The following is a 14,886-nucleotide window of genomic DNA, read 5'->3' as shown; positions in this document are numbered from 1 at the left end:
ATAAGAACCATCTTTATGGTTATGTTTACCCGTTCCATTTGATATGAACCGGGCAACACTCGGTAACATTTGTCAGGATCGTCATGTTACAGAAAATAACGTCAGCGTTGATTTATGCCGACATTATTCCGCCAGCTGGAAACGCAGTTCCCGTGCAATAGGCTGGATATCCTGAATTCGCACATTAACGCTCTGACCAATACCGAGAACCTGTTCACCATTACGGTGACTGAGTGTTTTACTGTCAAACACCCAGCCATTACCGGCTTTGCGGCGATCAATCTGGCCATCAATACCAAATGCATCAATACGCACAGTAATACTGTTGGCATTGGCCTGGGTAATGAGGGCAGGCCAGATGGCCTTGCGGTCTTGCTGGGCGAACCAGCCCAGTTTCATCCAGCTGTCAGCCTGGTTGGCTGCGGCGCGTACACGGCTTTGCTGGTCCTGGATGGCATCCAGTTCCTGCTCGGTAGGCACCTGCGCCTCTTCATTGGCAAGCAAACGGTTCAGCAGGCGGTGAGCTAGCAGGTCGTTATATTTGCGCAGCGGTGAGGTCATAGTGGTGTAGTGTTCAAATCCCAAACCAAAGTGCGGATTGGCAGTTGTTGTCAGATAACTACGTTCCAGCTGACGTGTGATGATGTCGCGTAATGGCAGTTGGCTGTTGGCGTTTTCTGCCATACGAATGGCTTCGCGGTACTCTTCAACGGTGCGCAGTTTTGGACGCGAGTGCATTTGCAGCTCGTCCCGCAGCAGGCTCATGACGTCGCCGAGACGTTCGCTGCGCACACCGGCGTGTTCGATATATATACCGGCGCCACGGCTGGCCATAAAGTCAGCGCTCAGGCGGTTGCATACCAGCATGCATTCTTCGACCAGCTTCTGGGCATCGTTACGGTCGACTCGCAGGATTTCTCGCACCTTGCCATTTTCATCCAGCATCAGGCGGTAATCCGGACGTTCATCCATCGCGAGGAAGTGCTGGCGGCGATATTGTCCGAGCTGACTGGCGCAAGCTCCGAGGGTCGCCAGCATGGTTTGTAATTCTGCGGCTATTTCACCCTCAGCCGGATTGGCGAGGAATTCGGCGACCTGGCTGTAGCTCAGTTTGGCATGGCTGCGAATACGGGCACGTTGCAGGGTTTGCAGTGTGGCTTCGCCAGCCGTGCTGACACGGATATCGGCAACCAGCGCCGGGCGGTCCTGACCAGGCAGCAGCGATGCCAGTTGTTCTGACACTTCGGCTGGCAGCATAGGCACCACCAGATTGGCGAAATACGCCGACGTGGTGCGCAGACGGGCTTCCTGATCGAGGGCGCTGCCCGGTGCAATCAGGGCTGCCGGGTCGGCAATGGCAACTCGCAGTAACCAGCCATCCGCATCGGCTTCGGCATACAGGGCGTCATCGAGATCGCGGGAGGTGGCGGAGTCGATGGTAATAAATGGCACTGAGGTCAGGTCGACGCGCTCAGACAGGCAATTTTCCAGCCCTTGTTGTGCCAGTTCAGCAGCTTGCTGCAGGCTGGCTTCACTGAAGGCTTGTGGAATCTGCCACTTCTGACACATGTAACGGGCTTCGACACCGTTGTCGGCGCTGGTGCCAATTTGTTCTTCAATGCTGGCCTGAGCCTTGCCTTCCGGCCATGGGTGCTGGGTCAGGCGTGCACGTACCAGGTCACCTTCCTTACATTGCAGACGAGCCTTCGGCGGAATAAAAATCCAGCGATTGAGGGCAGGGTGGTCGGGTTGCACAAAGTGGCCTTTGCCTTTGATCAGGTAGCTGCCACAGAATTCCTTGAGATCGCTGGAGATCAGCTGCTCGATAATGGCCTGTTGTTTGTCGTCGGCATTGGTTTCGATGCGCACCGCAACACGGTCGCCCGGCAGCACTTTTTCCATTTCATCCGCAGACAGATAAAACTGCTGGTTATCATCGGTCACTACAAATCCGAAACGCCCACCACTGGCGCGTACCTTGCCCTCAAAGCGTGGAATGCTGTTCTGGATTTCCTGTTTGAGAGATTGCAGTTGAGACAACGCGTTTTTATCAAGCATTCCTGACTGACCCCGGGTCATTAAAATGGTCGTAGAGTGTAATGGCCAGCTCCGGGCCTGACCAGCAGGTTATCCGTTTATGGGTATTATTCCGCAGGCTTGGCTGATACGAACCTGTTGATACTCATCGGCGAGGCCAATATCCGGCTCGGTGCTGGCGTTCAGCGATGGCAGGTCGTGGTAATGCGGATGCTGCCAGAGACGCTGGCGTGATTCGGCGACCAGCACGTTGCTGGCTACTTCGCGAAAACGGTCGAGCATGAACAGATTGTTGTGGTCGTACAGCAGGTCAGCCGCCAGCAGCAGGTCGACGTCTCCGGCGTCATTAAAATCCCCACAGCTGATCAGTTCGACGCCATTCAGCGCGGCGTTAGCCTGGGTTGCCAGCAAGGCGTCGCTATCGAGATCACTGGCGATTACTTGCCGTGCACCTGCCAGCGCCGCGGCAATTGCCACCACGCCGCTACCGCAGCCAACGTCCAAAACCCGTTTACCCGCTACATACTGCGGATTGGCCAGAATAAATGCCGCCAGTGCATGACCGGCCGGCCAACAAATCGCCCAATAGGCCGGATGATTCTGGATGCTCAGTTCTTCTTCGGGGCTGAAACGCCGTTGCAGGCAGTCCGGGTCCAGCAGCCATAACTGTAATTCTGCCGGCAGACATGCGGGTAGACGCCAGGGTTTTAGCCAGGCGTTGGCCAGCATGCGGTCGAGTGACCGTTGCAGGCCCGGATGTGGGGCTGGTGTGCCTGATGGGTGAATCTCAGCCATGGCCAAGCGGGTATCCCGAGCCCGGAGTAGCGACTCGATAGCCGGCCGCAGCCAGTTGCTGGCCGTGCTCGGCGCTGGCGTAGTGGTAGAGCACCAATCGTTTGCAGAGGTCTGGCTGGTATTCGCGGGCCAGATCATCAAGTCCGGTGTGTGACGGATTTGCGTGTAAGCCACAATCGTGAAATACCAGCTCCTGACCGGTCAGGCAGTGATGTAATACTTCCGGCACCGGGCGCGTATCGGCGCTATAAAAGAAGCTACCCGGCAGATGCAAGGAATAACAGGAGCCCGGCGCATGGTGGCGGGCAGGGTAGGTGCGCCAATCCAGCCCGGCGAAACTGAAACGGTCGACCACCGGAATCAGCTGGAATGATTGCCAGAAATTGAGACCGCCTTCCGCCAGGGTTCCCGGGTATTGGGCCAGACGCTGATGCAACACTGGAATCACACTTAATGGCACAAACATCGGAATCGGAGCACTCCTGGTCAGATGTGCTCGCACGCTGAGGATTTCCAGATCGGCGATGTGGTCCATATGACCGTGAGTGACAAATAGCGCCGGTGGCAGTTGTTGATAACGTTCGTAAAAATTTACCAGCGTGCCCGGACCGCAATCGATCAGCAGTAATGGCTTGCCGTTACGCTCCAGAGTGGCGGCGGCGCTGCCCATGGCCGGATGCCCGCCGCTGCCGGTGCCATGGAAGTGCAGGTATAGTGCTGTCATATTGCTTATGCTCTTGGTCTGGCAATTGAAAATCGAGGTATCACCATGTGGTTTTCCAAACCCGTTTCACTTCCCGAGCCGGATGATGCCCTGCCGGGACGTTCCCAACCCATTCCAACCAGCAGTCATCATTATATAAATGGCCGTGCCATGATCGGTCCGTGCCCGCAAGGGTTGGAGGAACTCATGGTCGGTATGGGGTGCTTCTGGGGGGCCGAACGCGCCTTCTGGTCGTTGCCAGGTGTTTATCTGACGGCCGTGGGTTACGGTGCCGGTTATACCCCCAATCCGTTTTATGAGGAAGTCTGCACCGGTCTGACCGGCCATAACGAGCTGGTTCGTATCTGGTACGAGCCGGGTGTGATCAGTCTCGAAGAATTGCTGGTGGTGTTCTGGCAACGTCACGACCCTACGCAGGGCATGCGTCAGGGCAACGATGTGGGTACCCAGTATCGCTCCGGTATTTATGTGCGCACCGAAGATGCTCTGGCGCGTGCGGAAACCAGTCGCGATCACTATCAGCAACGTTTGACGGCGGCCGGTCGAGGCATAATCACTACTGAAATCCAGCTGGATGTGGAGTTTTACCCAGCCGAGGCAGAACACCAGCAATATCTGGCCAAACATCCGGCGGGCTACTGTGGTCTGGGTGGATGTGGTGTAACGTTTGACGACTGATCCGGTCGTATTGATGGAAAAGAACAGCGTTTAACAAGAGAAGGAAGCAACAAGCGTGAAGTCGATGGCGGCATTTCAGTTGAAGGGTGGGGTGGGGAAAACCACCAGTGCAGTGAACCTGGCCGCCCTGGCGGCTCGGGAAGGCATGCGCACCCTGTTATGGGATCTTGATCCCCAGGGGGCTGCCAGCTGGATTCTGGGCGTTGACGCCGAACGCAAGCAGGACAAGATCTGGAGTGCCGGCAAACCGATCGGCCGTTATATCCAGCGCAGTCGTTATGACCGCCTCGATGTCTTACCTGCGGATTTGTCGCTGCGACACTTTAACGACAGTGTGGTTGATCGCGAATCTGCGTTGCTGCAAATGAAAGAGGCCATTGACCGTCTGGGTGAAGACTACGAGTTGCTGATTCTGGATTGTCCGCCGATGTTATCACCGCAGATCGAGGGCGTGTTACAGGCTGTGGATTATTTGCTGGTGCCTATTGAGCCGTCGATTCTGTCGATCCGGGCGTACCAGCAGTGTCGTGAGCACCTCGACTGGGTTAAGAAGCGCCAGTGGTTGCCGTTTGTAACCCTGATTGATCGCCGCAAGGCCGCGCATGTTGAGTGGGTTCGGGAAACCGCCCCGACCATGCCGGAGTTGTTATCAACCGTGATTACGCACTCGGCCAGTGCCGAACGTATGCTCGAAGACCGTGAGCCGATTGTCTGCAGTCAGCCATACGTACCCCTTTCACGTAACTATGAAGCGTTGTGGGCAACGGTGTGTGAGCGTACTGGTATGCGTGCTCCTCAGGCGGAGCGGCAATAATCGGCCTGCTGAACCTTTGGATAGACAATAAAAATCGCCCAGGCAATGGCAGTGGCGTAGGACAGGTTGGTGTTCAGTTCGCTGTGCGGGTGGTTCAGGAATTCGTGCTGGGAAGCCAGACCACGAATACGACTGGCAAGGTCCGGATTAAACGCCAGATACTGATCCCACACCCGCTGGTGCAGATCCGCATCAATCGGGTACAAGCCATGGGTGCGACAGGCAGGAGACTGACTCTGGTACTCCTGCAGTTGCGCCAACGCCACCAGCAAATTCTCCACAGCGTGGTTGTAACAGCCCAGATAATCCAGCGTTGGGCGAATAATCATATCCCTGAGTTCTTGAGGAGCGAGCTTCATGGTCGCTCTCCTGTGTTAGGGTTCTGTCTTAAGTAATAGCACAAACTTGCGGCGAGTCACGTTTTGCACAGCAGACAGGTTGCAATAGCCTGTTTTGCTGCTTAAAGCCGAAGACAGTCCATGACCTGATGTACCGGAGGTGGTCCATGAGCTGGTTCGATAGCCACTGCCATTTTGATTTCCCTGTCTTTGATCACGACCGCGAGCTGATCTGGCAACACTGCCAGCAACTGGGCATCAGCGGTTTGCTGATTCCCGGTATTTCGCGTTCACAAGGCGTAGCGCTTGAAGCACGCTGTCTGAATCGTCCTTGGTGTTATGCCCTTGGCCTGCATCCGTTTTTTGATCATGAGTCGACGGATCTGGACTGGTTACAGCAGGCGCTGGCCAATGCCAGTCACCGTTGTGTGGCGGTTGGTGAAACCGGGCTGGATTGGCGTAAGGCGGAGGACAAGCCGCAGCGACAGAACCAGATAGTGCTTCTGGATGCTCATATCGAGTTGGCGAGCCGTTATGGCCTGCCGCTGATTTTGCATGCAGTTGGCGCTCACGATGAAGCGGCGGCGCGTATCAAGCGGGCCGGATTCAGCGGAGGCGGGGTTATACACGCGTTCAGTGGCAGCTTGCCGCAGGCACGCCGTTATCTGGATCTCGGATTTCGCCTCGGCGCGGGGGGATTATTGAGCCAACCTCGTGCACGCAAATTACACGAGGCTGTTCAGCAGCTGCCGCCGTCGGCCTGGTTGCTGGAAACCGATGCTCCCGACATGACACCGCGTTTCTGGGCGGAGGCTCGTAATACACCGGCCAGTTTGCCGCTTCTGGGCCAGATTCTGGCCAGGCTCTGGAAGTTGTCTCTGACAGATGTTCAGGTTTTATTGCTCGACAATCTGCGCTCCACTTTTCCGCGTTTGGCCCAACAAGCTGAATTCCAGCCCTCCAAAGAGTGATTTCTACCACCTGATCGAATGGTCGGCACAGCATCCTTGTTGATTTTTGTAACAATATGTTGAGCTGCCGATTCGGGCTATCTACCCTCCGCCTGCACGATATTCCACATCGGAAAGGGTAACGAGGTAATCATGATGCAGCAGGTGATGCGGCGGCTGGTGGTTCTGTTGATGCTGACGCCAGGATGGCTGTTGGCAGCGGTTGATCAGGGATCGGTGGCACTACTGGATCAGGATCTCACCCCGGTGGGGGCCGAGCGACAAGGGAATGGTTCCGATATTCCCGACTGGACTGGCGGCCTGGCGGAGCAGAAAGGCCCATGGCCGGGCGGGTTTCATCCCGACCCATATAAAAACGATATGCCAATTGCCCGAATTCACGCCGGTAATCTTGAGCAATACAAGGATCGTCTTGGCGCGGGTCAGATTGCCTTGTTGCAGCGTTATCCGGATCTGTATCTGAATATTTACCCGAGCCATCGCTCGGCGTCGTATCCACAGCGGGTGTATGACGCCCTGCGCACCAATGCCAGCAAGGCCAAACTCTTGCCTTATGGTGCCGGAGTGGATGGAGCGCTGGTGAGTTCGCCGTTTCCGGTGCCAACCTCCGGTCTGGAAGTGATCTGGAATCATACCTTGCGGTATCGCGGGGAGTCGGTGGCGTTTCGCTCGGTGACCAGTCTGATTACCGAAAATGGTGATCGTATGGATACCCTGCGGGATTACCGTTATTTCTTCAAATACAGCCAGCCGGACATGACGCTCCAGCAGCTCGACAACACGGTGTTTTACCTGATTCGTGAAACCCTGGCGCCGGCACAGATGGCGGGAACCCTGACTCTGGTGCACGAGCCGCTGGATCAGATTCGCTCGCCGCGCAAATCCTGGATTTATATTGCCGGACAGCGTCGTCTGCGGCGTACTCCTGATCTGGCCTATGACACGCCGGATGTCAGCACCCAGTCATTTCGCACGGTTGATCAGGTGGATATCTATAACGGCGCTCCCGACCGCTTCGACTGGCAGTTGCTGGGCAAGCAGGAAATGTACATTCCGTATAACGCCTATGCGGTTCATCAGGGCGACGTGAAGCTGGATGACATCCTCCACCAACACCATCTGAACCCGAGTCTGCTGCGTTATGAAGCGCATCGGGTCTGGGTTGTCGAAGCGCGTCTGCGTGAAGGGGTCAGCCACAAGTTCAAACGTCGTCGTTATTATCTGGATGAAGACTCATGGCAGATTGTTTATGCCGAGGAATACGATCATCAGGATCAACTGCAGCAGGTGCTGGAAGCACACCTGATCAATTATTACGACGTGCCACTGATGTATCCAACCCTGGAGGTTACCTACGACCTGTCCAGTGGTCGTTATTACGCAGAGGGGCTGGATAACGAGCAGGCGGCTGCGCCGGATTTTTTCAACAATGATATTCGCGAAAGCGACTTCATTCCGTCATCGGTGCGACGTGATGCGCGTCGCTGAGTGATGCCGCGACATTTGGGGGCCAAGCCTCTAGACTGACGGCTTTAAGCCGCTGGAAACCGGGCCCCCGATGTTGCGTTTGATTCGTTACCGGCTGCTGAGTCGGACCTTGCTGTTACTGCCAGTGCTGGGACTCTCTCTAACGCCTGCTCAGAGTGGCGAGTTGCCAGATGGTTTTGCGGATATGTCCAGCGACGTGCAGGCTGTGATTCTGGAATACATGTTTTTTCCGGAGCAAGCCAACAAGGTCTGGGGGCAAGATCTGTTATTGCCGTCACCCCACACGCTGGTGAAATATCTGGACGATTTCCACACCCAGGTGATTGTGGATTTTGGTCTGGGCAAGATTCATGTCGAAAACCGTGGCAGTCAGGACCCGCAATCCGCTATTCGCCATGCCATCAAGGCGGTGTTGCTAACACCAGCCGATCCAACGGCCGTAGACCTCTATACGGCGGCCGAATTTGGCCTCACCGGCAAACCGTTTCTGGCTGGCAAGGTGCTCGACAATACCGGCAAATCCATCGAATTCCCCTGGCGTGCCGAGCAATACGCCGACTGGCTGGTGGCCAACAAACTGCAGCGCACCAGTAATGGTTTTATCGTCAGTCTGGATATGGTCAGCAACTACCTGCTGTTAAGCGCCAGTGAATACAAGGACAGCGTTGCGCGTGCGTCCTATCGCTACAGCCTGCCACCATCACTGATTCTGGCGATTATCGAAACCGAAAGCAGCTTTAACCCGTTTGCTATTTCTCCGGCTCCGGCTTACGGTCTGATGCAGGTAATGATTGCCAGTGCCGGTAAGGACGTCTACGAACGTATCTATCAGACCCATACCCGCCCGACGGCGACCGATCTGATGAATCCCCACACCAATATCGATATTGGCTCCGGTTATCTTGCCATTCTGCGGGATGTTTACCTGGGTAATATTCAGGGAGAGGAGCGTCAGGACTACTGCATTATTGCTGCCTATAATGGCGGTGCCGGGAATTTGTTGCGTACCTTTCATAGTGATCGCAACAAGGCTATTGCCAGAATTAACGCTATGTCGCCGACGGAGGTGTACAGGACGATTGTGACGTCGCACCCCAAGGCTGAGACACGGCAATATTTGCAAAAAGTGACCAAGGCGCGGAGTCGCTATGAAGGACGTTCCTGAGTATCACCAACAACTATTGGCACGAGTGCCGGGCTGGTCGGATAGCACCATCGAGCTGGTGAGTGTTGAACGCGGTATTGAGCTAGCGTTATTGAAACCAGAGGCTGACCGCTTTTACTTGTCCGATGAAATCGGGGTTATGTGGTCCCATATGCCTTACTGGGCCTTTGCGTGGGCAGCCGGGCGGGCGCTGGCCAGCTGGCTGCTGGAACATCCGGAGGTTGTTCGTGGCAAACGGGTATTGGATCTGGGTTGTGGTTCCGGAATTGCCGCCATTGCCGCAGCCCGTGCCGGTGCGAGTGAAGTGCTCATTGCAGATCTTGACCCGTTGGCCCTGCTGGCAGCCGAAGGGAATGCTCGGCTGAATGGTGTATCCATTACCCCTGCCATGCTCACCGAAGCTCGTGGTGTCGACATACTGATTGCCACCGATCTGCTTTACGATCCTGGCAGTCATAACCTGCTGATGGAGCTGTTTGAGCGTATACCGGAAGGATTATTCGCTGAGCCAGATGCTGCCCTGAACTGCAGCAGGGCGGGGCGAGTGCTGGGGGCCGTGCAATGCCTCGATACTCGCAAGCGTTCAACCTTGCCAACCCTCGATGACTTTGATGAAGAGCTGCTGGTCAGAATCCTGCACCACAAGCGCCAGCCATGAAGTCCGCTGTGTTAACGTTATTACTTCGGGCCTGCTGCAGGCCGTCCTCATCACTTCAAGGAGAACACCACGATGCGTCGCATTAACGCCCTGATGATTTTGCTGGCGGCGGCTTTGCCGACCCAGGCATTAACCAGTTCAGAGCTGGGGGCCTGGATGACCGGCATGCCGGAAATCAAAAACTGGCTGGATACCCACCAGGATCAGCTTCCTGAGCAACCTGCAGCTCCAGGTTCCAGCATGGAAACTGTATTCCAGCAGGGAGTCGAGCAATTGCGTGGTGCCGGGTTGTATGGTGATTTTGAATCTCTGGTGCGTGCTAAAGGCTTCGAAAGTGTAGAACGCTGGTCAGTTGTCAGTACTGAAGTCACCCGTGCGTTTGTCGCAATTGAGATGGAAAAGGAAGCTGCCTCCGTCACTGAAATGCAGAACCAGCTGCAACAGGTAAAGAGTATGCCGGGTATGCCTGAAGAACAGCGACAAGCCATGATCAACATGCTCGAACAGTCACTGGGAATGATTAAAGAAGCGCAGTCGGCACCTTCGGCTGACAAGGAGCTGGTGCGTTCGCATCTTGAGGAGGTGCGTGGGATTCTGGATTCCGATAATCCTGAAGAATAAGCCTCTGACCTGATCTGTAACATTACTGTTTTGTTGCTCTGACCTATGCTGAACGGTGTTCGCCATTCGGCAGTACCGTTCAAGAGGAGACAAAGTATGAGTTACTCAACTGTTCGAGACTTGCTGATGCTCAGCGAGCAGGTTCACCATCAGGCAGCAACCCTGTTTCAGCAATTACGCGAAGGTACCCAGAAAGAGCAGGTTGATCTGGTCATGCAGTTGCTGGCAGCTCATGAAGAGCATCAGGCTGAGGCCATGGTTCGGCTCTGTCAGGACAGCCCTGCTGCAGTGCTTTCCGAGTGGCATCAGATAGAGCCGGGCGGCTTGCCGGAAGCTCTGGGCGATAGCGGTGTGTGCCATGACGATATGAGTGTGGACGAAGTGGTCCAGCTGGCGTGTCGCATCAGTGATTATCTGTCGGGGCTGTACCGGCAGGTGGCATCCGAGGCGGCCAGTACCGGCGTACGTGAGCTATTCACCAGCCTGGTGGATTTTGAAAAGAACCAGAAGATAGCAGCCGTTCGTGCGGCGTTGTCAGCCAACGACTGGTAGACGAGCAAACGTTTTAACTGCACTTCTGATCTGAATAGCAATATTTACCGGCTTTCTGCATCTGCTGCAGAAAGCCGGTAAACATCCCGTCAGTAGAAACTGCCCAAGCTGTCCATTAGTGACATGGCAGAGATACCTGCACCCTGGGTACGCCACTGGCGGCGAAACGCTGCTGGTGTCTGACCAGTCCACTGTTTGAACGCTCGTTCGAATCCGCGACGATCCGAAAAGCCCAGTTCATTAGCCAGTTGCTGCACATCCTTGCTGGTACGCTTGAGCGCGGCGGCGGCACGGATCAGACGGCAGTGTTTGCTCAGTTCCGAGAACTGGCTGCCTTCTTCCTGTAGACGACGGGTCAGGGTGCGGGCGCTGGTGCCCAGCAAATCAGCGACTGCTTCCTTGGTCATTGGCAGACAGGTCGGCCAGTAATAAAGGATATGGCGCAGTTTGCGGCTGAATGGACGATCGGTATCTTCGGCAGTCCATGGTAATTCGGAACCTTCCAGCATAGTGGCCAGGAACGGTGCCGCTTTTTTCATCGACTTGTCGAGATAATCGCTGGAGAAACTGATCCAGTTGCAGTGTTCGCCAAAGCGTACCGGAACCCCGAAATAACGTTCGAGTTGTTCACGATAGGCGGGGGCGGGCTGCTGGAAACCGATACCGGTGATGTTGTAGAAGCCATTGCCAAGGCGTGTACCAATGTTATGGATACCGGCAGCCACCATTTCAGCGCGAGTCTGGCGGGCGTCCTGACTCCCTTCGCTGACATAGAAGACTACCTTGACGGCATGCTGGCCAATAAAAACATCCGGAGCATGGCTGTCGCTGATCAGCGGGTAATAACGGCGCAGTTGTGACAGGGCGTCACGACCGGTTCGGCATTCACTGAGCAGGTAAGCAAGCAGACGGAAGCGTCGCCAGTCCATTCTACTGCCGAGCATCAGGCCAATAGCCGGATCCCGGAGAACGCTGCTGGCTTGTTCCAGCACTCGATCGAAAACCTGTACAGGCAAGTGAAGATTGTCACTTGCCCACTCCTGACTGAACTCGGAGAGTTCGTCAGTTGTCATGCCGCGCTCGCGCAGTAATTGCAATAGCGGATAGAGCACGGCCGACGTTAATGTCGGTGTAAGGTAAGCACTCATAGGCGTATCTTTATTGTTGTTATTTTATGTGTTCGTAACCTATCATCCCGGCCGTTTTGTCGCCAGCGTTCTGCAAGCCTTTTTGTAACGAGACTGTATCTGCTCAGGCTTCGTAATAATTTTGCAAAATCACTATTGACACCTGTGGGTGGTATCCGTATTATTCGCAGCCTCTGACGCGGGGTGGAGCAGCCTGGTAGCTCGTCGGGCTCATAACCCGAAGGTCGTCGGTTCGAATCCGGCCCCCGCAACCAATTATTTTTACCAGAAATAATTAACGGTTTGTCAGAGACTTAGTAGTGCACCCATAGACACATTCGTGTCAGTTGTCGCGGGGTGGAGCAGCCTGGTAGCTCGTCGGGCTCATAACCCGAAGGTCGTCAGTTCGAATCTGGCCCCCGCAACCACTTCCCTCTTTTGTAGTATCTTTCCCGCTCTGGGAACAATAATCTGAAATTATCCTAAATAAGCTGTTAGTTTATCTGCTTTTACGGTTAGTTTGGCTGTTTTTTGCGTCGAAGTTTTGACTGTAGTGGCTATTTGCTCCTCCGCATTCTTTTCCCCCTGTTTTTAGCTTTTGTTGCTTCTGGTTAGTCGGTGACCTTAAGGGGCGTGTGCCTAAGCATTTGTTCTCTTGCTCCCCTCTCTGCAATTTTTACCGTATGGATCGACGAGCCACGACGGATGAAGATCCATTTCTTGATTGTCATTCGACATTGCCAAATCCTCAAAAAATGTCTCTGTGCCCACTCTGTGCCTGGATTGTGGCTGCCGCCTTCAAAAAATCACCGTGTTGGGCGACAGAAATGACCGTAGGGCTCGTGCGTTGGAAAATTTTTCGAAATTTTTTGTCATCACTCTTTTACGTAGGTGATCAGCTCTTCGACTGGGCAGTCGAAGTATCTGCATAGCTTGTCCAGATTATCCGTGACTGTGCTGTGGCCTGGGTGGTTGATCATCTTCGATAGGGTCATGCGATTGATGCCGGTTGCCTCTGAAATTTCCGCGATGGTTACCCGCCGTTTCTCGGCGAACTCTTTGTCAGCAATCAGCTTCTTTAGATGAAAACGGATCATTGGATGCTCAAATGATTAAATAAATTATCAAAAACAACTTGAACTGATCATCTGACCGTGTATATTTATGATCAAGTGATAATAAAAGTTATCATTGGATTAACGAAGTACGAGGAATGGTCGCATGAGCAATACCTACCTGACAACAGAGGAACTCTCTGCTCGCATCAAGTACGACGCCCGCACAATCCGTAACTGCCTCAAAGACAGCGTGCTGCTGGAAGGTCGTCACTACATCCGCCCATTTGGCGGTCGCAAAATTCTCTACATCTGGGAAGTAATCGAAGGAGACATGCTGGACGCATCGAAAGAGGCGATGGCGATTCCTATGGCTGCCGGAGGTGTTTGTCATGGCTAGCGTTCGGGTTCGTGTAGAGACAGGTAAGCTGTTTCTGGATTTTCGTTACCTCGGTATGCGATGCCGGGAGCAGACGCTGCTCGATGATACGCCTAAGAACAGGAAGCAACTGGAGTCTGTTCTGCAGCGGATTCAGGCAAAAATCACGCTGGGTGAGTTTACCTATGCCGATTTTTTTCCGGAGAGCAGCAACCGTAAAAAAGTGGAGGCTGTTGAAAATGGAACCTTGGAGATTCTCCCTGATAAGCCAACCGCCAGATCTTCAAATCACAAAGCACCTGCGTTCGGTATTTTTGCAGAGCAGTGGTTTTCTGAAAAATCTGTTGAATGGCGCTCGTCCCATTTGAGGAACGTACGATCGCTGTTGGATAGTGCTTTATTGCCTGCATTTGGAAAGACGCCGTTGGCGCAGATCTCCAAAGACGACTTGATGAACTTTCGAGTGCAGCAGGCATCTTTGCCGGGGCGCAATGGCAACGCTACGGTCACAGCCAAAACGGTGAACAATCGGATGGGAATTCTGAGCATGATCATGACAGAGGCGGCCGATCGCTATGGTTTCGAAAGTCCATACCGCAATATCAAGCCGCTCAAATTGCAGAAAGTGCATATCGAACCATTTTCGTTGCTTGAAGTGAATCGGATCATTGAGAAGGTTCGGGAAGACTTTCGTAACTACTACACAGTGCGCTTTTTCACTGGAATGAGAACCGGTGAGGTTGATGGCCTGAAATGGGAGTATGTCGATTTTGAACGCCGTCAGATTCTTGTGCGCGAGACTCTGATTGCCGGAAAAACTGAATACACCAAAAACAATGGTTCGCAGCGTGAGATCCCGATGCTCGGGCCTGTCTACGAGGCTCTTATGAGTCAGAAATCAGCCACGGGGAGGCTGAGTCGTTACGTATTCTGCAATATGCAAGGTGAGCCGTTGGACCAAAACAACGTCACCAAAAGGGTGTGGTATCCACTTTTAAGAAACCTTCGACTGGCAAAACGTCGTCCATATCAAACTCGACATACCGCTGCCACACTGCTTCTGGCATCTGGAGAGAATCCTGAGTGGGTCGCCCGCTTGCTGGGGCATTCCTCCACGGAAATGCTGTTCACGGTTTACTCGCGCTATGTTCCGAATTTGACCCGCATGGATGGTTCGGCATTTGAGAACCTGGTTGCCGGAACCTCACGGGAGGTGGCTTCATGATTCATCCTATCAACGGTCAGTTTCCCTTGGTTGTTCGAGAGTTATCTGAGTGGCTCATTGCCCGATACCGAATTCAGCCTGGCTTTGGTTTGGCCGGATTCTTGGGAGTAAAAGGTCGATGTGACAATCATAAAGCAGTTCTTGTTTGGGTTTATTCGCAGTACTTGTCGTGTACAGGGGAGCAACGGACAACTGGTCATTTGCGACAGGAGTTTGTTCGTCTTTTACCTGGAGACCTCTTCTGAAATGGGATTTGCGT

General features: G+C 54.1%; 16 protein-coding genes and 2 tRNA genes. 12 read left to right on the top strand and 6 right to left on the bottom strand.

Going from position 1 to position 14,886, the window contains the following annotated elements:
• Positions 1-123: 123 nt before the first annotated feature.
• The 3 genes from OUO13_RS18495 to OUO13_RS18485 all read right to left on the bottom strand — a co-directional run bounded on the left by OUO13_RS18495 (position 124) and on the right by OUO13_RS18485 (position 3,556).
• Positions 124-2,058 carry a VacB/RNase II family 3'-5' exoribonuclease gene (locus tag OUO13_RS18495; protein WP_283175388.1) on the bottom strand — a complete coding sequence of 645 codons (1,935 nt, stop codon included), beginning with the start codon at positions 2,056-2,058 and terminating at the stop codon, positions 124-126.
• A gap of 69 nt (positions 2,059-2,127) precedes the next feature.
• On the bottom strand, positions 2,128-2,832 hold the full coding sequence (locus tag OUO13_RS18490; protein ID WP_283175387.1) for a class I SAM-dependent methyltransferase: 705 nt from the start codon (positions 2,830-2,832) through the stop codon (positions 2,128-2,130).
• Positions 2,825-3,556, bottom strand: coding sequence for an MBL fold metallo-hydrolase (locus OUO13_RS18485; protein WP_283175386.1), 732 nt, complete (start codon positions 3,554-3,556; stop codon positions 2,825-2,827). Before OUO13_RS18485 ends, OUO13_RS18490 begins: the two co-directional genes overlap by 8 nt.
• Positions 3,557-3,601: 45 nt before the next feature.
• On the opposite strand from OUO13_RS18485, the gene msrA reads away from it, so the two are divergent.
• Positions 3,602-4,234 (top strand): peptide-methionine (S)-S-oxide reductase MsrA, encoded by a 633-nt coding sequence (gene msrA, locus OUO13_RS18480; protein ID WP_283175385.1) that lies wholly within the window; start codon positions 3,602-3,604, stop codon positions 4,232-4,234.
• A gap of 64 nt (positions 4,235-4,298) precedes the next feature.
• Positions 4,299-5,048 carry a ParA family protein gene (locus tag OUO13_RS18475; RefSeq protein ID WP_283175675.1) on the top strand — a complete coding sequence of 250 codons (750 nt, stop codon included), beginning with the start codon at positions 4,299-4,301 and terminating at the stop codon, positions 5,046-5,048.
• Here OUO13_RS18475 and OUO13_RS18470 read toward each other — a convergent pair.
• Positions 5,030-5,407 (bottom strand): hypothetical protein, encoded by a 378-nt coding sequence (locus OUO13_RS18470; RefSeq protein ID WP_283175384.1) that lies wholly within the window; start codon positions 5,405-5,407, stop codon positions 5,030-5,032. The genes OUO13_RS18475 and OUO13_RS18470 overlap by 19 nt on opposite strands.
• A gap of 146 nt (positions 5,408-5,553) precedes the next feature.
• Between OUO13_RS18470 and OUO13_RS18465 the strand changes: the two genes are divergently transcribed.
• From OUO13_RS18465 to OUO13_RS18440, 6 genes are all read left to right on the top strand, one after another.
• Entirely contained in the window at positions 5,554-6,357 is an 804-nt protein-coding gene (locus tag OUO13_RS18465) for a TatD family hydrolase (RefSeq protein WP_283175383.1), read from the top strand.
• A gap of 132 nt (positions 6,358-6,489) precedes the next feature.
• Positions 6,490-7,845, top strand: a complete 1,356-nt coding sequence (locus OUO13_RS18460) for a DUF1329 domain-containing protein (protein WP_283175382.1) — start codon at positions 6,490-6,492, stop codon at positions 7,843-7,845.
• 70 nt (positions 7,846-7,915) lie between these two features.
• Positions 7,916-9,010, top strand: a complete 1,095-nt coding sequence (locus OUO13_RS18455; protein WP_283175381.1) for a murein transglycosylase domain-containing protein — start codon at positions 7,916-7,918, stop codon at positions 9,008-9,010.
• Positions 8,994-9,668: a class I SAM-dependent methyltransferase gene (locus OUO13_RS18450; RefSeq protein WP_283175380.1), complete on the top strand. Its 675-nt coding sequence runs from the start codon at positions 8,994-8,996 to the stop codon at positions 9,666-9,668. The genes OUO13_RS18455 and OUO13_RS18450 overlap by 17 nt, the downstream gene beginning before the upstream one ends.
• 72 nt (positions 9,669-9,740) lie before the next feature.
• Positions 9,741-10,289, top strand: coding sequence for a hypothetical protein (locus OUO13_RS18445; RefSeq protein WP_283175379.1), 549 nt, complete (start codon positions 9,741-9,743; stop codon positions 10,287-10,289).
• Between the two features lie 96 nt (positions 10,290-10,385).
• Positions 10,386-10,841 carry a hypothetical protein gene (locus tag OUO13_RS18440; protein ID WP_283175378.1) on the top strand — a complete coding sequence of 152 codons (456 nt, stop codon included), beginning with the start codon at positions 10,386-10,388 and terminating at the stop codon, positions 10,839-10,841.
• An 89-nt stretch (positions 10,842-10,930) separates the two neighbouring features.
• Here the strand turns inward: OUO13_RS18440 and OUO13_RS18435 are convergent, their stop codons facing one another.
• Complete coding sequence (locus OUO13_RS18435; RefSeq protein ID WP_283175377.1) at positions 10,931-11,989, bottom strand: AraC family transcriptional regulator; 1,059 nt, start codon at positions 11,987-11,989, stop codon at positions 10,931-10,933.
• A 177-nt stretch (positions 11,990-12,166) separates the two neighbouring features.
• Between OUO13_RS18435 and OUO13_RS18430 the strand changes: the two genes are divergently transcribed.
• A tRNA-Met gene (locus OUO13_RS18430) sits at positions 12,167-12,243 on the top strand.
• Between the two features lie 76 nt (positions 12,244-12,319).
• Positions 12,320-12,396: transfer RNA gene (locus OUO13_RS18425), tRNA-Met, on the top strand.
• Between the two features lie 447 nt (positions 12,397-12,843).
• Here OUO13_RS18425 and OUO13_RS18420 read toward each other — a convergent pair.
• Positions 12,844-13,065: a helix-turn-helix domain-containing protein gene (locus tag OUO13_RS18420; protein ID WP_283175376.1), complete on the bottom strand. Its 222-nt coding sequence runs from the start codon at positions 13,063-13,065 to the stop codon at positions 12,844-12,846.
• 124 nt (positions 13,066-13,189) lie between these two features.
• Here OUO13_RS18420 and OUO13_RS18415 point away from each other — a divergent pair, with 124 nt between their 5' ends.
• Entirely contained in the window at positions 13,190-13,423 is a 234-nt protein-coding gene (locus OUO13_RS18415) for a hypothetical protein (protein ID WP_283175375.1), read from the top strand.
• Complete coding sequence (locus OUO13_RS18410; RefSeq protein WP_283175374.1) at positions 13,416-14,627, top strand: Arm DNA-binding domain-containing protein; 1,212 nt, start codon at positions 13,416-13,418, stop codon at positions 14,625-14,627. Before OUO13_RS18415 ends, OUO13_RS18410 begins: the two co-directional genes overlap by 8 nt.
• Positions 14,628-14,886 lie beyond the last annotated feature (259 nt).

It is taken from the genome of Parathalassolituus penaei (genome assembly GCF_026626885.1).
Classification (GTDB): domain Bacteria; phylum Pseudomonadota; class Gammaproteobacteria; order Pseudomonadales; family Oceanobacteraceae; genus Oceanobacter; species Oceanobacter penaei.
The sequence above is the reverse complement of the archived record's forward strand: the minus strand, read 5'-3'. Positions and strand labels throughout refer to the sequence as shown.